Below are 19,829 nucleotides of genomic sequence, written 5' to 3'. Positions count from 1 at the left end.
CCAACTAGACGTAGGGTGGTTTACCTGCGGCGGACATTTTCGATTCAGTTCCCAAGAGGAGTGCACAGTCCTTTTTGAGGCCATTGATTCGGCGGGGAACCGAGCTACGGCCAGCAGGCAGCCAATACCTTTTACAACTCCAGTTATAGGGCCTGTTACGTGGCACTAAGCCTACTTCTCTCCCGGCCGAAGTTTCCATAGTAAACAGACGCCCGCCCGTGCGCTAACCCGATAAGTGCTGTAGGATCGATTTATTGGCATTATTAGCGAGGGTACGTGGATCGTATGGAATTTTTAAGTCAAAAAAGCCCGTCCTGCTGTTGAGCCACCGGATTTCGCCGGCCTGTCAAATAGAAAAATTCGCATACAGCCCGCTGGAATCTTTCGTAGAAACTCCGTACTTGCGGCCGCAAAAGCGCGGCGGCTCCTGATCCGCGGCGGTTTCTTTTCCCATGACAAACGCTACCTGTTTCTTCTGTACCACTACGCTGCTGGCTTCGGCGGAAGTAGCGGGCATGCGGACGAAGGTAGCGCCGGGCAAACGGGTAGCCCTGCCGGTATCGGCGGGCCTACTGATGGTCAAGAAATCGAAGAAACGCAACCCGACCTGACCGTCGCACCTGTTCGCCGTAGCCCTACTACTGAACCTTCAAGCGCCGGTCCTGCCCAGGATCGGCGCTTTTTTTCTTTTCTGCCCGCAACCTTACGGGCTTTTCTGCGCCACTTATCTCCCGTTTTTCACCGTTTATGAAAATTCTAAAGTTTGGCGGCACGTCCGTTGGGTCGCCGCAGCGGATGCGCGAAGTAGCTGAGTTGGTTCATGCCCCCACTTGCAGCGCCGCATCGTGGTGCTCTCGGCCATGAGTGGCACCACCAATGCGCTGGTGGAAATTGCTACCCTGCTTTACGCCGGCGACACGGCCGCCGCTACCGCCCGGGTGGAGGTCCTGCGCCAGCGCTACCACGAGGTAGCCCGCGAACTGCTCCCAGAAGCTACTACCGCTGAGGCTGCCATTGAGGCGCTTAATCAGCATTTCGACACAATACTCCGCCTGACTTCGGCCCCGCTTTCCGCCGATGGGGAACGGGTGATACTGGCCCAAGGTGAGCTGCTGAGCACGTTGCTGGTGCACCGCTACGTAACCCAGGTGCTGCACCGCCCGGCCGTGCTACTGCCCGCCCTGGACTTCATGCGCCTCGACGTGGATGAGGAGCCCGATGCGGCGTACATTCGGGAGCACCTGGCCACTACCTTGGCGCCCTACGCCGCTGAGCAGCTGTTCATTACCCAGGGCTACATCTGCCGCAGCGCCCAGGGTCACATCGACAACCTCAAGCGTGGGGGCTCCGACTACTCTGCTTCCCTGATTGGGGCGGCCGTGGAAGCCGAGGAAATCCAAATCTGGACCGACATTGACGGGCTGCACAACAACGACCCGCGCATCGTGCAGGGTACCTACCCCATTCGGGAGCTGTCGTTTGATGAGGCCGCGGAGCTGGCGTATTTCGGAGCCAAGATCCTGCACCCCAGCTCGGTGCTACCGGCCCGCCAGCACGGCATTCCGGTGCGCCTGCTCAACACCATGCAGCCCGAAGCGCCCGGCACCCTGATTTCGGCCAAAACCGGGGCCGAGGCCATCAAGGCCGTAGCGGCCAAGGACGGCATCACGGCCATCAACGTGAAGTCGAGCCGGATGCTGCTGGCCCACGGTTTCCTGCGCAGCCTGTTCGAGATTTTCGAGCGTTACCGCACCTCCATCGACATGATTACTACCTCCGAGGTGGCCGTCTCCTTAACCATCGACGACGCCACCCGCCTACCCCAGATTCTCGGGGAGCTGCAGCGCTTCGGCACTGTGGAAGTAGATGAAAATCAGTCCATCATCTGCCTGGTAGGCAGCTTGGGGCAGGACGCGCACGGCGCGGCCAACCAAGCCTTTGCCGCCCTGAAAGACATTCCAGTGCGCATGATCAGTTACGGCGGCTCACCCAACAACATCAGCATTCTGGTGCATACCAACGACAAAGTACGCGCCTTGCAAGCCCTGAACGCCGGCGTGTTTTTGAAGTAGGCTGTTAGCTGATGGCTAATAGCTGCTAGCTGTTAGTTATTGGCTACTAGCTTTTTACCGATAGTCAGGAGCTAACAGCCAACAGAGCTATTAGCTAACAGCTTAAAAACCTTTGATAATGCCTTTTCAACTTCCGGCGGAGCTTGCCCAGCAGCCCACGCCTTTCTATTACTACGACCTGCAGCTGCTGGATCAGACCCTGGCGGCGCTTACGGCAGCGGCCCGGCCCGGCAACTTTCAAGTGCACTACGCCCTGAAGGCCAATTCCAACCTACCTATTCTGCAGCGCATTCAGCAGGCCGGGCTGGGGGCCGACTGCGTGAGCGGCGGCGAAGTGCAGCGTGCCCTGGCGGCTGGCTTCGCGCCGGACCACGTAGTATTTGCGGGCGTGGGCAAGTCTGATGCGGAAATTAGCCGCGCCCTGGCCGCCGACATCTTCTGCTTTAATGCCGAGTCGGTGCCGGAGCTGCAGGTGCTCAACGAGTTGGCCGGGGCCCAGGGCCGCACCGCGCGGGTAGCCCTGCGCATCAACCCCAACGTGGACGCCCACACCCACGCCTACATCACTACCGGCCTCGATGCCAACAAGTTCGGCATCAGTCTGCCCGATTTGGCCGGTGTCATTGATGGGCTGGATAGCTTACCTAATGTGGAGCTGGTGGGTCTGCACGCCCACATTGGCTCCCAGATTACGGAGCTGTCGGCGTTTGCCAACCTGAGCCGCAAGCTTAACGAGCTGCAAACCTGGCTGGAAAGCCGCGGCCACCAGCTGCCCCACCTCAACGTGGGCGGGGGCCTAGGCATCGATTATCAACACCCCGACCAGCACTCCATTCCGGACTTTGCTGCCTATTTCGGTATGTTTGAGCAGCACCTGGAGCGGCGGCCGGGCCAGCAGGTGCACGTGGAGCTGGGCCGGGCGGTAGTGGCCCAGTGCGGCACGCTCATGAGCCGGGTGCTCTACGTAAAGGAAAGCCAGCAAACCCGCTTTGCCATCCTCGATGCCGGCATGACAGAGCTGATCCGGCCGGCGCTGTACGGCAGCTTCCACCTTATTCAGAACCTAAGCAGCCAGGGCCCAGAACTGGCCTACGACATCGTGGGGCCCATTTGCGAGTCGTCGGATACGTTCGGGAAGGCCGTGCTCCTACCCGAAACCCGGCGCGGCGACCTGGTGGCAATTCGCTCGGCGGGGGCTTACGGCGAGGTGATGTCCTCGGCCTACAACCTGCGCGAAAAGGCCGAAGCCGTGTACCGCTAACTGGCGCGGCAGCCTACCAAGTGGCCCCTGCTGCCCGCCGGATTTCCGTCCGTCGGGTCACAGACGACGCTGGCCGTGTAGAAGTTGCCGTTAGCCAAAAGTTGCCGCCAACTGGATGTTGCCTTTTCTACCTTTGACTCAATAACAAACGGCGCACAAAGGGTTTATTGGAAAGGAAGGCTCTTTGCGTGGTGTGTTGCAGTTGGTGAATGGAGTAGGGTGGATATAGAATAGCTGACTGCAACCCCGTAGAAAAAGCCGCTACCTCTGGTAGCGGCTTTTCTGTTTTTAGCCGGATTAGAAAGCAACGTTTTTACTTGAATTTCAAGGCGTTGGCGTCTACCACCAGATAGTCCATTTGCCGAGCTTTTGCTGCTGCTGAAAGTAGCGTAGCATCCACCGGCGCTCGGGCTTCAGCTCGCCTTTCACCAGCAATACCGGGTGCTGGAGGAGCAAGGCACCGAGGGCTGGTTCCTGCTGCGGGTCTTGGAGGTAGAGCAGATAGCGGTGCCAGCTGGTGCCGGGCTCAAACTGGGTTTCGCGGTTGAGGCTGCTGTTGCCATCGTTCAGGAATACGGGCAGCTGCCCCAGCTCAAAAGCCAGGGAGGGCAGCAGTTGGTCGTACACAAGTACCTGGCGGCTCGTGAGCTGCTTGCTGCGCAGGAACTCCGCCAGCGGGCGGCTGCCGTTGAAGGCCAGCTCGTTCTGCTGCATAATGGGCTTGGCCGACAGCAGCAGGAATACCGTGAACAGGACCGTGGCCGCCAACAGGCGCGGGGCAATGCGCACCTGGTTCCAGAGCGTGAGCGTGAGCACCAAGGCCACCACGCCGGCCGCGGGCCAGATGGCCGTCAGGGGCTTTACCTCAAACCCCAGGTTGATAACCGTCGTGAAGATGGGCAGTAGACACAGGGCCCCGAGCAAAAACCCGTAAAACGCCACGATGCCCACGTACCAGCGGTGCAAGGCGGCCTCGGTGCAGCGGCCCAGGTAGTACACCGTCAGGAGCACTACCCCGGGGAAGATGGGCAGCACGTAGAGCAGCAGCTTGGACTTGGACAGGGAGAAGAACACCAGCGGCACCAGCACCCAAAAAATGAGCACGTTGCGCCACTGCTGCGGCACCGAGCTCCAGGGCGTGCGCACTGCCCGCACCATCAGGGCCACGGCCCAGGGCAGGCTGGTAGCTGGGGCCAGCACGAGGTAAAACCACCAGGGTTTGGCCCGGTTGAATGTGGCCGCGTTGGCAAAGCGCTCCACCGTATGCTCAAACAGGAAATAGCGCACAAAGGCCGGATTCTCGCCCATCAGGTACAGGTACCAGCTCAGCCCCACCAGCGCAAATGCCAAAAAACCCAGGGCGTGGTGGATGGTGAACGGCCGCCGCGGTTGGCCCTGCTTAAAGTAAAATCCAATAACTGCCATCAGGGGTAGCACAAACCCCACGGGGCCCTTAGTAAGAAAAGCCAGCCCAGCCCCACCCAAAACAGGTAGAGCCAGCGCGCCCCGCCACCGTGGTAGTAGCGCAAAATACCGTAGGCGGCGGCCAGTTCCAGGGTGGCCAGGTAGGCGTCGGTGGTAACGTTGAGGGCCGAAATCAGCACGACGGGCAGGCTGCCGTAAATGACGGCGGCGGCCAGGGCCCGGGCCCGGTCTTGCGGGAACAGCAGCAGGGCCAGCCCGTACATGAGCCCCACTTGCAGCAGCACAGCCAGCACCGGCAGCAGGCGCACGCCCAGCGTGTTTTCGCCCAGCAGACCCAGGCCGGCGGCCGTGAGCCAGTACGTAAGCGGAGGCTTATGAAAGTGCTGAATCCCGAGCAGGCGCGGGTGGAGCCAGTCCTGGCCCGCCAGCATTTCCCGCCCGATTTCCGCGTAGCGCGCCTCACTGCTTTCCAGCGGCCCCCAACTGCCCAGCTGCCAGAAAAAGGCCGCACCGAGCACTAAAAGCAAGAGCCAGAGCCAGCGGCGGGAGGTCATCGGGAAGGGCATAGGGGTCGGCGGTAAAGGACACCCCAAAGGTAGCGACAAAGCGTACCTGCTGCTTTCCTTTACTGGTCGGCGGGGCTCTCGGGCTGCGGAGGCTCCTGCGGGGGCTGCTCTACTCGCTTCAGCCCCATGGCCATAAACAGTAAGCCCAGAATAAGAAAGGCGGTGTGGTGCTTCCCAAACAAGCCAATGAGCACCCACACCAGGCCCGCGTAGAAAATAGGAGCCACCTGATAACGACCGAATAGCGTGTTCATTCCTCAAGGTAAAGAACCCGTAGCGTTGTTGGTCTATTCCGCCGAACTTTGCGGGCCCTTCGGCGGCTACTTGCTTCTGACATGAACGATCCGGAAATCCGTACTCTGCTCTACCCCTTGCTGCAAGGCGGCGTGTACGTGGATGAACTGCCCACCGGCACTACCCGCGCCGATGTGGTCCACATCACGGAGCAGTTTATGCACGGCTACGAGCTGAAAGGCGACGCCGACACCTTGCAGCGCGTGGCCAAACAGCTACCCTGCTACGGCCGGGCTTATGATTTCGTCACGTTTGTAGTTACGGCCAAGCACCTGCCCAAGCTACTGCCCCAGCTGCCGGAGTGGGTAGGTGTGCTCGTGGCGTCCAGTGAGGGGCTGCTCGCCCACCGCCCAGCTTTGTACAATGCCACCGTGGAGCGCCCTGCCGTGGCCGCGCTGCTGCGCCTGGAGGAAATCAAGCAGTTTCTGCTGGCCCAGGGGCTACCGGGTGTGAGCACCTACCGCCGCCGCGACGTGCTGAATTTTCTGCGCACCACCCAACTCGTGTCTCTTTCGGCCCTGGCCCACCACGTGCGCCGCCAGCTGATGGGCCGCATGGAGGAGCGTCTGGCTTTTCGGGCCGAGCGTAAGGCGGAGCGGCAGCGGGTGGCCGCCCGGCGCCGCAAGCGCCCCAAGCGGAAGTAAACATGTCCTTCCAACGGCGCAGGAGCCGGGAAGTAGCCAGGAAAGATAACTTCCTGTTACAGAAAGCAGTTAGACAACTGAACCGTTTGCTGCTGCCATGAACATTCTGCTTACTGGGGCCACTGGCTACATCGGCCAGCGGCTGCTGCCGCTGCTGGTGGAGGCCGGCCACCACGTCACCTGTCTGGTGCGCGACGCCCGCCGCTTTGAGTTGCCCGAACGGTTGCGCAGCCAGGTCACGGTAGCGCAGGGCGACCTGCTGAAGCCCGATTCGCTGGCGGAGCTTCCCCTCGACATCGACGCGGCGTACTACCTGGTGCACTCCATGAGCGGGCACAACAAGGACTTTTTCCGGCTGGAACAGGAGTCGGCCCGGCACTTTACCCACTACCTCAACCGCACCAGTTGCCGGCAGGTCATCTACCTTTCCGGTATTGCCAACGACCGGGCCCTGAGCGTGCATCTTCGCTCCCGCAAGGCCGTGGAAAAGGAATTGCGCCGGGCCGGGCAAGCTGCCCTCACGGTGCTGCGGGCCAGCATTATCATTGGCTCCGGCTCAGCCTCGTTCGAGATTATTCGGGATTTGGTGGATAAATTGCCGGTAATGGTGACGCCGCGCTGGCTGAACTCACGCTGCCAGCCCATCGGCATCCGCGACGTGATGCACTACCTGCTGGCCGTTCTCGCTAACCCCGCTTGCCTCAGCCAGTCGTTTGATATTGGCGGGCCCGACGTGCTGACCTACCGCCAGATGCTGCTGGACTTGGCTCAGGTGCGCGGGCTCCGGCGTTACATTATTACGGTGCCGGTGCTCACGCCGCGGCTCTCGTCGTGGTGGCTGTATCTGGTTACCAGCACTACCTTCTCCCTGGCCCAGAGCCTGGTAGAAAGTCTGCGCAACGATACCATTGTGGACAAGCGCCGTAGCATTCAGGCGGTAGTGCCCCACCCCTGCATGCCGTACCGGGCGGCCGTGGAGCTGGCCTTCCAGCGCATCGAGCAGAACGAAGTAGTCAGCAGCTGGAGCGACGCGCTGAGCAGCGGCGTGATGCCTCGTAACTACATGGACCACATTCAGATACCCCAGCACGGCCTGCTCCAAGATCGTCAGCTGCTGCGCTTTACGCGGCCACCCCAGGAGGTACTGCGCAACGTGTGGGCCATCGGTGGGGAGCGGGGCTGGTATAAAGTTGACTGGCTCTGGCGCATTCGGGGCCTTCTGGACAAGCTGGTGGGCGGCGTGGGGTTGCGCCGGGGCCGCCGCTCCGCCACCAAGCTGCGCGCCGGCGACCCGCTCGATTTCTGGCGCGTGCTGGTGGCCGACAAAGCTAGTCGCCGCCTACTACTCTACGCCGAAATGAAGCTCCCCGGCGAGGCCTGGCTGCAGTTTCGGATTCTAGATAATGAGGATGGTTCGCACACTTTAGAGCAGCTAGCCGCGTTTCGGCCCCACGGCCTGGCCGGACGCCTGTACTGGTACTCGCTGGTGCCCTTTCACTTCATCATTTTCAAGGGCATGATTGAAAATATTGTGCAGTACGGGGAAGCCACGCCCTACCCGGCTGCCGTTGCTCCAGCCGCTGCCCCGCTAACGGCTGAGCCCTGGCCGGATACTTGCCACCCGGAAACCCGTATTCTCTGCTGCACTTATTTTGTATGGGCCATGTGCTACCCAAACCCGCAGACATGAAAGCACTGCTTACGGCGGGCCTAACGCTTTGTGCTACGCCCTTGCTAGCCCAGGAAGCAGATTTGCCGCTTCCAACCGCTACACACAGCGCCGAGAATGTAATGCGGGTAGCTGCGTACGGCACCGCCGGCCGCGTACCGGGCTACTACCGCTACGCCGCCGCGGGCCTGGGCCTGGCCCGTCGTAACCGCTGGCGCTACCCCGACGCCGAGTACGATTCTGATTTCACTTTGGGGCTGCGGGTGGGAGCCGGCCAGCAGCAGGCGCTTACTGGTTCGGCTGCCGCGAGCCATCCTCTATGGGGCGTAAACCCCTACGTAGCGGTAGATGGCCGCTTTTTTGGAGCTGGGCTGGGCGTTTGGATAGGGCGGTTAGGCGACTACCGGGCCGAGGGCCAGAAGCCGGGCCGGGTGGTGCCCCAGCTCCGGGCTCGGGCCGGACAAGTAACCGGCTGGCACGGGGTGCTCACGTATGCCAACGAGTTTGGCGGCCTGGGCAATCCGTTTTTGCAATTGGGTGGTGCGTACGGCGGCTTGCTGCCTAGTGGTCGTTTGCGCCTAGAAGTTGGGGCGGCCATTACAACTCTGGCGCTGCCCGAGCAGGAAGTTGGGGCATATGCAGAAGCCGGCTTGCGCGGCGCCGTTGGTGAGGGCGGCCTGTACTTGCAGCTACCCATAGCGCCCGACGGAGCAGGCCAGGTAGGAGTTTATATGGTGTTTGGGGGTAGCAACTAGAAGCTATTACTAGGTAGCGTAAAGGCCACCCCTGGCTGAGCCGAGCTTTGTGCCAAGCACAAGCCCTGACCGTTTACCCGCCCCCGCTACATCAGCGCGTTTATTTGCTACAGAGCTGGGTATTCTAAAAGCCTGGTATAGTACCCATATCTAATTTGTAATCATTCATTTACACCCCATTCTAGCCGGCCATAAAGTCTGGTTGCGTGGTATTTTCGTTGGCATTGCCTGCGCCCGCCGTTCTACCTTCAACTCGTTATCCACCGCACTATTCCTTTGTGACGGGCCCCAAGCCCCTCCTTACCTACCGGTTTTTATCGTTGCATCCCGGCCGCCGCCTCTTGCCTTACTTCCTGGGCGGGGCGGCGGTTTTAGCTTCCCCTAGCTGCTTTTGCCTGAATACCCCAGATCAGTTTCTACTTCTTAGGATTTGCTGTATGCCGCTACCTACCCCTACTCCGTGGACTTTGGCCATCCCGCACGGCCCTGATTACTACTCAATTTTTTACGTGGCCGGGTTTGGAGTCAATCTGATTTTACTGCTGTGGGAAGGTCGAAGCCGTGGCTACCCGTGGCGGAGTTGGCTGGTGCTGCTGGCTTGTGTTGCTCTGCCCTTTATTGTGGGCACCAAGCTGCTGGCCCTCTCGGCTCAGGAATGGCAGGCCCTGGTTGCTACGGGGCAGCTACCGGCCTCCGAAGCTCGTTCTGTTTTGGGTGGGGCTCTGGCCTCGGGAATATGCCTGCCCCTGCTACGGCGGGCGCTTGGGTATAGCCGGCACGTATACGATGCTTTTGCCCTACCCCTGTGCGTGGCCCTAGTGGTGCAGTGCGTGGGCTGCCTCCTGACGGGATGCTGCTTCGGGGTGCCGACTGCGGGCAACTGGGGCCTAACCTACGCTCCCGACACGCTGCCCTACCTGGTGCAGGTGTATCAGGGGGTGCTGCCGGCCGGGGCCGCTCACTCCTTGCCGGTGCATCCTACCCAGGGGTACGCACTGCTCTTGTGCGCGGCGGTAGCTATGGTGCTGCTGCTCACGCGCCACCGGCAGTGGCCAGGGGGCAGTTGGCGCTGGCTGCAGCTGGGCCTTTTGCTGGCGGGGCGGTTTGTGCTGGAGTTTTGGCGCGACCCAGCCGGCGAACCTGTGGGGGCCGAGCTGCATACTCACGCGGGCCTAGCGCTGCTGCAGCTGCAATGGGCGCTGCTGCTCACGGCTCCACTTGCACTGGGTTGGTGGTGGCGGCTGGTACGGCAGGTCCGCCACCGGGCACCCGCCGCCGCCGAGGTAGCTCCTCCCAATTTCCCCAGCCGCAACCTGCTGGCCGTAGCGGGCATGCTAGCACTCACGGCGTGGCTGGGTCCCTGGGCCCTGAGCGCCCCAGAAATTGTCGTGATAAAGGCGCTACTGCTGGCCGTGCTGGGGCTGGAAGGCGGGGCGTTGCTATTCCGGGCCGGCGGCGCTGGGTGGCAGCCCGGCCGGGTGGCTCTGCCCTTTGGTTTAGCCAGCTTGGTAGTTGTGCTTACCAGTCAAACGCCCCTGGACTCGGCCCGTACCCCGCCGCAGAAGTACTACACGCTCAGTGGCGGCTTCAGCGCGGGCCGCTTCCTGCGCGAGCAAAATAGCACGGGCTGCGGCGGAGCTACGCCCCTGGAGCAGTACCGGCACCGCTACGCCACGGGCACCATTGACTTTTCCCGGACTAGAATGGCCGGCGTATATCCTTATGGGGAAGTGCACAAAGCCGACAGAACCATTGGCATTCGCCTGCATGCCGGCCTCGACCATGAAACCCCGCTTTCCCCGGATAACTACAGTCGGCGTACCCTGCTGGCGGCCTTCAACCCTTACGTGCAAATCGACCGTCCTCGGCTGGGGATTGGGGGTGGTATTCTGTTTGGCGCCCTGGGCTACCACAAATACCGATTTGGCAACCAAATCAGTATTCTGGACCTGCAGGCCTCGGTACGAGTAGGTGAGCGAGAGAAGGTGTACGGGCTAGTTGAGTACAATTACCTTGGCTATGGTACCGCAAATCCGCAGCAGCGAGTGGGGGTAGGCACCGGACTGGGGGGCACCCGCTGGCAACTCCTGGCCGGCGTGGCCAGCGCCAAGCTCTACGATATGCCAATAGGTGCTAGTCGGTGGTCGGGTTTTGTGGAGGCGGGCGTGCGCCCCACGCCTGCCTGGCAGCTCAGCTCCTTCGCCATCTTCGGCAACCCCAATCAGCAGCAAGCCGGACTGCGGATTAGCCGCCGCATCATGGCCCGCTAATGCTCAGCTACCCATACGTTTCAGCCACACTGCTACTGCCCTACCAGCCGAGTGCCCAGGGCCTGCCGTAGCTGGGGCAAATCGTAGTGGCGCAGCACGCCGGGCAGGGCCCAGGAGTACGTGTCGTGGCGGGTGGGCTCGGCGAGGATTTCCTGAAAAGACGCTGGCGTCTGCCGCAGCTCTACCCTACCGACTTGCGCCGTGAGTACGGCGGCGTGCAGGGCGGCTACCCCCGTCAGGCCCGTAGCCTGCACTTCTACGGGGGCTGCTCGCAACGAGCCAGTGCCGCTTACCCACGCCAGCACCGTCAGGATGTCCGTGACCCGCTGCCCAAGTAGGGGCTGACCCGCATGCAGGCTCAGCAGGGCAGCACGGTACTCGCGGTTGTAGTACTTGGGGTCGTTGAAGGCAGCGGGGTCAGTGGTTTCGCCGAGGCCGCGCAGGTCGGGTAGCACCACCGCCGTTTGCTGCTGCAGATAACTCTGAATGAAGGCCGTGCTGTCAGCCAAACGGGCCTTGCCACCGTCACTGAGCAGCAAGGTCACTTTCTGCGGGGTGCCGCTGGTAGGCAGCGCCACTAGTAGCGGCAACGGGGGCTCACCTGGCCGGCGGAGCAGCACCTTCTGCCAGGTAATGCCACGGGCTACGGCTGTTCCTTTGGCTTCTGCGGTAACGGGTTGCGGGTCAGGTAGCTGCAACTGCCGCTGCACGGCGGTACGCAACTGCTCCGGCGTAAGCACCGACCGGGCCCGTTCTAGGTGCTGGGCTTCGGCAACGTATTCTGTAGTTAGGGTTTGCTCTTGCTGAAAAGCCGTGTTTACCTGCCCGGTAGTTGTGCACCACAGCTCCTTTTCGGGTAGCACGGCAAGGCTTCCTTCCCGGACGGGGGTAGCATCCTGCAGCAAAAACCGCCGAAACCACGTCACGGCCGCCTCGCGTTTGGGCTGGGAAATGCCGTGGCCGTCGTCATAGGTAAACAAGCCTACCTGCTCCGGCTGGCCCAGCAGCCGATACGCTTGCTGCAGCTCTTGGTGGGTAGCCTCCAGGCTGGGGTAGTCCACGAAATCGTAGCGACCCGCCAGCAGTAGCAGGGGCTTGGGGCGAAGATGAGCGGATACTCCGTCAGGTCGAGGCCGGCCTGGCCGGCGCCAGGCAGCATCACGCAGCCATCGGCGGGGCCGGTTAGCTCCAGGTTTCGCTCGCCGGCGGCCACGTAGCTGCACAGGGCCGCCACCTTTACCCGGTCGTCGAAGCTCAGGAAATAAGCGGTTTGGGTGGCCCCGCCCGAGTTGCCCAGGCAGCCTACCCGCTCGGCATCCACTTCGCGGCGCGTGAGCAGGTAGTCGAGGCCGCGCACGTTGTCCCAGAGCTGGGCAGCTGGCACCGAGCGGCCCAGCAGCGCCGCTTGGGCGTTGAGCAGGGTATGCTCCGTGGTGCCGCCCCGGGTCAGTGACTTGCCTGTGGCATCGGTCAGCTGCATCCGTTCGCCCTGGGAAATGGGGTCAATTACCAGCACGACAAAGCCATTCTGCGCGAATAGGATGGCCGTCTTCTGGTACGACTCCGTGGCCTTGGACTCCTGCTCGTGCCCACAGAACAGCAGCACGGCCGGCCGCTGGCCCTTGCCATTGGGCACGTACAGGTTAGCCGTGACGTGGTGGTTGGGCGTACTTTCGTAGATAACCTTTTCAATCCGGAACCCTACCCGCGCTAGTGTGCCCGTCACCCGCGCCTTTAACGGCGTACGCGCTGGCAGCGGCCCCAGCACCCGCCGAAACCGCGCCCGCGCGCTGTCCTGGTACGCCCGCATGTTCGCCGCTGACTGCGTAGCCTGGCCCAGGCCGCGCGGCGCTGGTCGGACTGCCCGTGCAACTCTTGCAGCAGGTAGGTACTGAGTGTGGCCGGGGCTTTCCAGTCGATGACGTTGTAGGCCTTTTGCGCGGCGGCGGGGGTAGCGAGCAGCAGGCTTAGGGCTGCTAGAAAAACAAGTGCAGGTTTCATCCAGAAAGTAAAAAGCACAAGCCCTTTCTACCTAGCAGAAAGGGCTTGTTTTTATGGAAGGTCAGCCAAGCTGATAAGCCGATTTAGATTTTCTCCGGCAGCAGAGTAGCATCCTCGAAGTTGCCCAGAATGGCTTTGTCGCCCTGGGTTACGGCTTCTACCAGCAGGGCCCCGCCCACGAAGGCACCTTTCCATGATTCGCCCAGGCCGCCGAATACCTCTTCCCGGTCGCCGCGGGAGCGGAGCTTGTTCAGGCCCACTTTGAAGGCGCGTACTTCTTTGGCGGTGCGGGCGGCCCACTTCTGGTCGTCGGAGGCCACGGCGGCTACCAGGGCCCCGTTCGAGATGTTCATCTCGCCTACCAGCTCCTCTACCCTATCTACCAGCACGATGCTGTCGATGGGGCCGAAGGGCTCCTTGAAGTACAGCTCGCTCTGGCGGGGCAGGTTCACCAGGGCCCGCGGGGCGCGGTAGGCCGACATATCCTGGCCGGGTAGGAACAGGCTTTCGTCGAGCTTGCCCTCGTAGATGGGGGTAGCGCCGGTTTTTAGCGCGTCGGCGTAGAGGCGGTCCAGGTCTTCAGCCTGATTTTTATTGATAACTGGGCCGAAGGCCAGATCGGGCAGCTTGTCGTCGGGCGAGTCCACGAGGGTGGGGTTGCCTACTTTCAGGCTGCGGATGGCTTCCCAGTAGGTTTCCAGGAACTGCGGGAACAGGCGGCGCTCCACCACGAAGCGCACGTAGGCCGTGCAGCGCTGCTTGCCGTAGTCGTAGCCCTTTTTAAGCTGATCGGCCAGGCTGGTCCAGTCACTGTAGTTCCAGATGCCGTAGGTGTTCACGCCTTCCATTTCCAGCATGTAGCGCTTGTGCTCTTGGCTGAGGGCGTCGGCAATGTTGCGGCCGTTGTAGCGTCCGCCCACAAAGCTCAGGCAATCCACGGCCTCGTGCTTGACCAGCACGTCGCTCAACTCCCCGCCCGAGCCGCTCACCAGCGTGACGGGCAGGCCGCAGCGGCGGGCAATGGCGAAGGCCAGGCTCAGGGAAATGAAGCCCCCATCGGTAGGCGTTTTGGCAATAACCGAGTTGCCGCAGAGCGCTTGCACCAGCACCGCGTGCAGCAGCACCGACATGGGGTAGTTCCAGGAGGCAATGTTGCTGACCAGGCCCAGGGGCTTGCGCTGGCCCAGCATGCCCTCAATGTTGTCCACGTACCACTGCACGCCGTCAATGGCGCGGTCGATGTCGGTGAAGCCCAGCTTAAAGGTTTTGCCGATTTCCCAGATCAGCAGCTTGCCAATCAGGTCAACTTGCGGGCGGAGCTGGTCGAGGCAGTCCTGTACGCGCCGCTTGCGCTCATCCAGGTCAGTGGCGGCCCAGGCGGTGGCTTCTTGCTTGGCGGCTACCACGGCGCGCAGGGCGGTAGCGTGGTCGAGCATAGGCAGGGAGCCAATTTCGGAGCCATCGACGGGCGAAGTGAACGGACGGGGCTTGCCTGGCTCCTGCCAGCGGCCTTCCAGCAGATTCAGGAAGCCGGCGCCATCCTGCGCGAAGATTTCGGGAGTTACGGTGTTGGTTTGTTGCAGCAGAAAGCTGAACTCCACCTGAGGGGAAACGATTTTAGGCATGGTTGGGAAAGAGTAGGATGGCAACTACCCGTGAGGAAGGCGTTGCACACAGACAAAGTACCGGCTCGCGACCAGCAGGCACACGGTTACGGCCATACGGAGCCGGCCGGGCTAAGTAAGCAGATTAGGCGTGATTTTGTTCTACGCTTTCTTCCTTTGGTACTACCTCCGTCTCGCCCAACAACCTTTCTACCAAAGCCGGCGAGCCCACAAACAAGGGCGTACGCTGGTGAAACTCCGTAGCTACAATATCCAGGATGGACCCCGTACCCGACTCGGCGCGGCCGCCGGCTTGCTCAATCAGGAAGGCCAGCGGGAAAGCCTCGTACAGCACCCGCAGCTTCCCATTGGGGTTCTTGCCGGTGGGCGGGTACAGATAAATGCCCCCGGTGAGCAAGTTGCGGTGGTAGTCAGCCACCAACGAGCCCACGTAGCGGCCGCTCTGGCCCTCGCGCTTGCACTGGGTCAGGTAGTCGCGCACGTACTGGGGTAGTCGAACCAGTACCCTTCGTTGCAGCTGAACACCGTGCCAGAGGTCGGGATGGTAATATTGGGATGGGAAAGAAAGAATTCGCCCAGGGAGTTTTCGTAGGTAAAGCCGGCTACTCCGTGGCCGGTGGTGTACACCAGCATAGTGCTGGAGCCGTACAAAATGTAGCCGGCCGCCACCTGCCGCCGACCGCCCTGCAAAAAGTCCTCCCGGGTGGCCGCCTCCCCTACCTTCGACACGCGCCGGTAGATGCTGAAAATGGTGCCAATGCTGATGTTCACGTCGATGTTGGAGGAGCCATCTAGGGGGTCAATGGCCACTACGTACTTGCCCTGGGCGTTGCCGGTATGGATGATGTCGTCCTCTTCCTCGCTGAGCACGGCGCAGGCCTCGCCCCCGTTGGTCAGGGCCCGGATAAAGCGGATGTTGGCTTCCACATCGAGCTTCTGCTGGGCCTCGCCCTGCACGTTCTGCTGACCCATGCTGCCAATGATGGTGGTCAGGCCCGCCCGGTTTACTTCCCGGTTCACAATTTTGCCGGCCAAGGCAATGTCGCGCAGCAGCTGACTCAGCTCGCCGGTGGCAAACCGAAACTCGGCCTGCTTGCGCATGATGTAGCGCTCCAGGGTAGTGCCAACTGGCTGAGCAATCGTGTTTTCAGTAGAAATATTCATGGGCGATAGGGGTGCAGAAGGCCCCGCAGCCTACGCCGTTTCTATGCAAAAGCAGGAAGGATGGAAAGCCCTTGTGCCTTGGAAAAGCCGCCGCGAAGTCTGGTGGGGTAAGCTGAATGATGAAGGAATAAAAGCCTGACTGCGTACCGTTAAGCCGCTATAGAGACGCGGCTTCGTGCCTCGCTCGTCAGCTGATGTTGCGTGGTTTGTCATTCCGAGCGGAGCGAGGAATCTGGGTGTACTACTAGAGGCTAACCCAGATTCCTCGCTCCGCTCGGAATGACAGCCGGAGTTGTCCAAGGATTGGGACGCAAAGATGGGCCTCTACACCTCCCTACCCTAGCTTTTGGCTTCGGGCTGTTTCTGGCTTTGCCAGAGCACTACCTGCCAGCCTTTTTTCGGGTTCTTGACTTGCACCACCACGTATTTGAGGTAGGCCAGATTGGGGGATCCGTCGGGCTTGTTGGGGAGGGTGATGGTGATAGTGCCGTTGACTACGGCGGCTTTACCGTCGTTGTAGGCGCGCACGTTCAAGGCTTCCACGTCAATCTTGTCGTACTGGCTTTTGCCGTCCCGAATGCTCTGGATGTACTCCTGCTTGTTGTTCTGCTTGCCGTTGGAGTGGGTGTACACCAGGTCATCCGCGAAGACTTTTTCCAGCACGGCGTAGTCCTTTTTCACCTGAGCCTCGAAGCGCTGGCGCTCCAGGGCCTCTACCTCCTTGGCCGCCGCCAGGTCCTTTTTCGACTGGGCAAAGGTGAGAACAGGCAGGGCCAGCCACAGCAGCACGAGCAGCACATGCATTTTTTTCATAGCGCAGAAAGTCAAGAGGTTAGTGGGATGCCGCGGCAGGTTCATCCAGGTTGATTTGCTTCATGGTGGGGGCCAGGAAGTGCATGAGCACCCAGGCCAGCAGGTAGGCTCCACCGCAGATCAGGAACATGATGAAGTAGGCCTTATCCAGCTGCCCGATGCTTTCGTAGTACACGAACATGCGCTTCTGCACCAGGGCCGAGAGCAGAATGCCGCCCAAGCCGCCGGCCATGCCGCCAATGCCGGTTACGGAAGCCACCGCCCGCTTCGGGAACATGTCTGATACGGTGGTGAAGATGTTGGCGCTCCAGGCCTGGTGGGCCGCGGCGGCAATGCCGATGACCAGCACCGCCAGCCACATATTAATCTGCCCGAGCTGCTGGGCAAATACAATCGGGAACACGCACAGGGCAATCAGTAGCATGCTGGTTTTGCGGGCCCGGAACGGCGCCCAGCCCTTGCGGATAAAGTTCAAGGGAATCCAGCCGCCCCCTACGCTCCCCACGCTTGAGAGCATGTACACCATGGCGACGGGCAGGGCCACGTCGGTACCCTTCAGGCCGTACTGCTTGTTGAGGAAGTCGGGCAGCCAGAACAGGTAGAACCACCATACTGGGTCGGTCAGGAACTTGCCCAGCACGAAGCCCCAGGTCTGGCGAAACGTGAGGAGCTTAAACCAGGAAACTTTGGGCTGGGTCTCTATAGAAGCGGCGGCCAAATCGTCCACGTCGCTGTGAATGTAGTCGAACTCGGCTTGGGTAAGCTTGGCGTGGCGAGCGGGCACTTCGTACAGCCAGAACCACAGGGCCAGCCAGACGAAGCCCATGGCCCCGGTGATGATAAAGGCCCATTTCCAGCCGATGGTTTCGGCAATCAAAGGCACCGTTAGCGGGGCAATGATGGCGCCCACGTTGGAGCCCGAGTTAAAAATGCCCGTAGCCAGGGCCCGCTCTTTCTGCGGAAACCACTCGGCGGTAGTTTTGATGGCGGCGGGGAAGTTACCGGCTTCGGTTACACCCAGAAACGCCCGCGCCACGCTAAAGCCAAAGGTGCTGCTCACGAAGGCGTGCCCAATGGCGGCAATGCTCCACAGGAATGTGGAAAGCGCGTAGCCGATTTTCGTACCCAGCTTATCGATGATGCGCCCTACCCCCAGCATCCCGAAGGAATACGCCAGCTTGAAGGCAATTTCGATGTTGGCGTAGTCGCCGGCGTTCCAGTGAAACTCGGTTTCGAGGTAGGGCTTGAGCAGGGAAATAACCGCGCGGTCGAGGTAGTTGACCGTAGTAGCAAAAAACACCAGGGCGCAGATGGTCCAGCGGTACTTGCCCATGCCGGTGGCCCCAGGCGTAGCCGTGGAAGCGGCCGGGGTGGCGGGTGAGGTTTGTATCATCGAGTTCGAGGGAATTCGGTGGGAGATACTCTAGGGAAGGCAACGGGCGCCCGAAGGCAAAAGCAAGGCGGGAAATCTTACTTTTTCAGTGTATCGACGAAGGTGAGCAGACTGGCAATCTGCCGGCTCAGGGCCTCGGTGTCATCGGCGTTTTTGAAGAGTTGGGAGCCCATGCCTACCACGTTCACGCCGGCCGTAAACCATTCGCGCAGACTGTCTTCGGTGGGCTCTACCCCGCCCGTCACCATCAGCGGCACCGTGGGCATGGGCCCGCGCAGGCTCTTGATGAAACCGGGGCCCAGCACGTTGCCAGGAAAAATCTTGACGATGGCCGCCCCGAGCTGGGTAGCCTGGTAGACTTCTGATATGGTCATGGTGCCGGGCAGCCAGGGCGTGTTGTGCTGACGGCACACTTCGGCTACTTCCGCCGTCAGGCAGGGCTGCACCACGAAATCGACCCCGGCCTGGATGAACCGCTCGGCATCCGCCGCCGTGTAAATCGTGCCGATACCCAGCAGCATATCGGGGCAGCTTTCCTGCACGAACGGAACCAGCTCCTGAAACACCTCAAAGGCGTTGGCGCCGCGGTTGGTAAACTCAAACACGCGTAGCCCACCCGCGTAGCAGGCTTGCAGGATGCGCTTGGTATAGGCCGCATCGGCGTGGTAAAACACCGGCACCACGGGGTAGCGCAGCACGGTTTCCAAAGCAGCGGCGGAAGAGAATCGGGACATGGTTTTACGTTAATCGTTGTTTGTTGTCATGCTGAGCTTGTCGAAGCATCTCTACCGCTGGCTAATCATATATCATTGCAATGAAGCAGTAGAGATGCTTCGACTGCGCTCAGCATGACGTTCTTTCCCTCCTACCGGAGCAAGCGACCCGACGTATTGCCGGCGACGATGTGCTCCACTTCGGCGGCTGTCACCAGGTTGATGTCGCCGTGAATAGTGTGCTTGAGGGCGGAAGCGGCCGTGGCAAACGTCAGGGCCTCTTGCAGAGTAGGGTAATTCAGTTGCCCGTAGATAAAGCCCGAAATGAAGGAGTCGCCCCCGCCAATGCGGTCTACTACCGGGTTGATGTCGAAGAACTCGGTTTCGTGGTACTGGCCGCCGCTGAAGGCAATGCCCTTAATTCGCTCGTGGGAGGCGCTTTGCGTTTCGCGGCGGGTAGCAATAACCTGCTGAATCTGGGGGAAGCGCCGGATCAGCTGTTGGCTCATCGACACGAAGCTGTTCTCGGCTCCGGCTTCGGCCTTGATACCAAACAGGTCTTCGGCGTCGCCTTCGGTGCACACCACCAGGTCGCAGCCAGCTACTAGGTCAGGCATCACATCCTGAGCGCGCTGCCCGTACTGCCACAGGTTGCGGCGGTAATTCACGTCGGCCGACACAGTGAGGCCCAGCCGCCGGGCGGCCGCAATGGCTTCCTTCGTAGCCTGCGCCGCCGTGGCGGATATGGCGGGCGTGATACCAGTCCAGTGGAAAAGCTGGGCGTTGCTGAAAATCTCGTCCCAGTTAAACCACTCCGGTTGCAGGTTGGCAAACGCCGAATCGTACCGGTCGTAGACAATGCGGCTGGCCCGCAGAGAGGCGCCCACTTCCAGGAAGTACAGGCCCAGGCGCTGGCCCTGAAACACGCAGTGGCGCATGTCTACGCCGTGGTGTTGAAACTGCTGGGCCGCGGCCCGCCCCACGGCATTATCCGGAAAGCAGCCCGCGTGCGCCGCCGGCACACCCAAGTAAGCCAGGGCCGCCGCCACGTTAGCATCCCCGCCGCCGTAGGTAATTTCCAGGGAGCTGGCCTGCGACAACCGGTAGTTCAACGGCGGCGACAACCGCATCATGATTTCACCAAAGGTGACAACTTGCTTCATG

The 19,829-nt window shown here is 61.2% G+C and carries 16 protein-coding genes and 2 pseudogenes; 7 read left to right on the top strand and 11 right to left on the bottom strand.

The genetic code is table 11. From position 1 onward, the window contains the following. Positions 1-452 precede the first annotated feature (452 nt). From MUN84_RS19325 to lysA, 3 genes and pseudogenes are all read left to right on the top strand, one after another. On the top strand, positions 453-611 hold the full coding sequence (locus MUN84_RS19325; RefSeq protein ID WP_244695590.1) for a hypothetical protein: 159 nt from the start codon (positions 453-455) through the stop codon (positions 609-611). Between the two features lie 136 nt (positions 612-747). Continuing rightward, a pseudogene (locus MUN84_RS19320) lies at positions 748-2,072 on the top strand (aspartate kinase). Between the two features lie 118 nt (positions 2,073-2,190). Beyond that, a complete protein-coding gene (gene lysA, locus MUN84_RS19315) occupies positions 2,191-3,333 on the top strand; it encodes a diaminopimelate decarboxylase (RefSeq protein WP_244695589.1) in 1,143 nt (380 codons plus the stop codon). Positions 3,334-3,672: 339 nt separating this feature from the next. On the opposite strand, the gene MUN84_RS19310 is transcribed toward lysA, so the two are convergent. The 3 genes from MUN84_RS19310 to MUN84_RS19300 are packed head-to-tail and all read right to left on the bottom strand — an operon-like array spanning position 3,673 to position 5,578. Continuing rightward, on the bottom strand, positions 3,673-4,779 hold the full coding sequence (locus MUN84_RS19310; RefSeq protein ID WP_244695588.1) for a hypothetical protein: 1,107 nt from the start codon (positions 4,777-4,779) through the stop codon (positions 3,673-3,675). Continuing rightward, positions 4,758-5,324, bottom strand: coding sequence for an ArnT family glycosyltransferase (locus tag MUN84_RS19305; protein WP_244695587.1), 567 nt, complete (start codon positions 5,322-5,324; stop codon positions 4,758-4,760). The genes MUN84_RS19310 and MUN84_RS19305 overlap by 22 nt, the downstream gene beginning before the upstream one ends. A gap of 59 nt (positions 5,325-5,383) precedes the next feature. Then, the gene (locus MUN84_RS19300) at positions 5,384-5,578 is read right to left on the bottom strand and encodes a hypothetical protein (protein ID WP_244695586.1); all 195 of its coding nucleotides are present in this window, start codon (positions 5,576-5,578) and stop codon (positions 5,384-5,386) included. Between the two features lie 81 nt (positions 5,579-5,659). On the opposite strand from MUN84_RS19300, the gene MUN84_RS19295 reads away from it, so the two are divergent. The 4 genes from MUN84_RS19295 (at position 5,660) to MUN84_RS19280 (ending at position 10,956) form a co-directional block, all read left to right on the top strand. Continuing rightward, on the top strand, positions 5,660-6,262 hold the full coding sequence (locus MUN84_RS19295; RefSeq protein ID WP_244695585.1) for a sce7726 family protein: 603 nt from the start codon (positions 5,660-5,662) through the stop codon (positions 6,260-6,262). A gap of 97 nt (positions 6,263-6,359) precedes the next feature. After that, entirely contained in the window at positions 6,360-7,952 is a 1,593-nt protein-coding gene (locus MUN84_RS19290) for an SDR family oxidoreductase (RefSeq protein WP_244695584.1), read from the top strand. Beyond that, positions 7,949-8,686 carry a hypothetical protein gene (locus MUN84_RS19285; protein ID WP_244695583.1) on the top strand — a complete coding sequence of 246 codons (738 nt, stop codon included), beginning with the start codon at positions 7,949-7,951 and terminating at the stop codon, positions 8,684-8,686. The genes MUN84_RS19290 and MUN84_RS19285 overlap by 4 nt, the downstream gene beginning before the upstream one ends. 437 nt (positions 8,687-9,123) lie before the next feature. Further along, positions 9,124-10,956, top strand: coding sequence for a prolipoprotein diacylglyceryl transferase family protein (locus MUN84_RS19280; protein WP_244695582.1), 1,833 nt, complete (start codon positions 9,124-9,126; stop codon positions 10,954-10,956). A gap of 32 nt (positions 10,957-10,988) precedes the next feature. Here MUN84_RS19280 and MUN84_RS19275 read toward each other — a convergent pair whose 3' ends face one another. The 8 genes and pseudogenes from MUN84_RS19275 to MUN84_RS19240 form a co-directional block, all read right to left on the bottom strand. Further along, entirely contained in the window at positions 10,989-12,017 is a 1,029-nt protein-coding gene (locus MUN84_RS19275) for a hypothetical protein (protein WP_244695581.1), read from the bottom strand. Beyond that, positions 11,939-12,766, bottom strand: coding sequence for an alpha/beta hydrolase family protein (locus MUN84_RS19270; RefSeq protein WP_244695580.1), 828 nt, complete (start codon positions 12,764-12,766; stop codon positions 11,939-11,941). The genes MUN84_RS19275 and MUN84_RS19270 overlap by 79 nt, the downstream gene beginning before the upstream one ends. Positions 12,767-13,040: 274 nt before the next feature. Further along, positions 13,041-14,582 carry an aldehyde dehydrogenase family protein gene (locus MUN84_RS19265; protein ID WP_244695579.1) on the bottom strand — a complete coding sequence of 514 codons (1,542 nt, stop codon included), beginning with the start codon at positions 14,580-14,582 and terminating at the stop codon, positions 13,041-13,043. A 124-nt stretch (positions 14,583-14,706) separates the two neighbouring features. Continuing rightward, positions 14,707-15,746 (bottom strand): annotated as a pseudogene (gene fbp / locus MUN84_RS19260) (class 1 fructose-bisphosphatase). Positions 15,747-16,085: 339 nt separating this feature from the next. Beyond that, positions 16,086-16,559: a nuclear transport factor 2 family protein gene (locus MUN84_RS19255; protein WP_244695578.1), complete on the bottom strand. Its 474-nt coding sequence runs from the start codon at positions 16,557-16,559 to the stop codon at positions 16,086-16,088. A 19-nt stretch (positions 16,560-16,578) separates the two neighbouring features. Next, positions 16,579-17,952, bottom strand: coding sequence for an MFS transporter (locus MUN84_RS19250; RefSeq protein WP_244695577.1), 1,374 nt, complete (start codon positions 17,950-17,952; stop codon positions 16,579-16,581). Between the two features lie 77 nt (positions 17,953-18,029). Beyond that, positions 18,030-18,686 carry a bifunctional 4-hydroxy-2-oxoglutarate aldolase/2-dehydro-3-deoxy-phosphogluconate aldolase gene (locus tag MUN84_RS19245; protein WP_244695576.1) on the bottom strand — a complete coding sequence of 219 codons (657 nt, stop codon included), beginning with the start codon at positions 18,684-18,686 and terminating at the stop codon, positions 18,030-18,032. Between the two features lie 131 nt (positions 18,687-18,817). Beyond that, positions 18,818-19,828 (bottom strand): sugar kinase, encoded by a 1,011-nt coding sequence (locus tag MUN84_RS19240; RefSeq protein WP_244695575.1) that lies wholly within the window; start codon positions 19,826-19,828, stop codon positions 18,818-18,820. Between the last annotated feature and the right edge of the window lies 1 nt (position 19,829).

This window comes from Hymenobacter sp. 5516J-16 (assembly GCF_022919335.1).
Taxonomy (GTDB): domain Bacteria; phylum Bacteroidota; class Bacteroidia; order Cytophagales; family Hymenobacteraceae; genus Hymenobacter; species Hymenobacter sublimis.
This window is presented reverse-complemented; position numbering and strand designations above follow the sequence as displayed.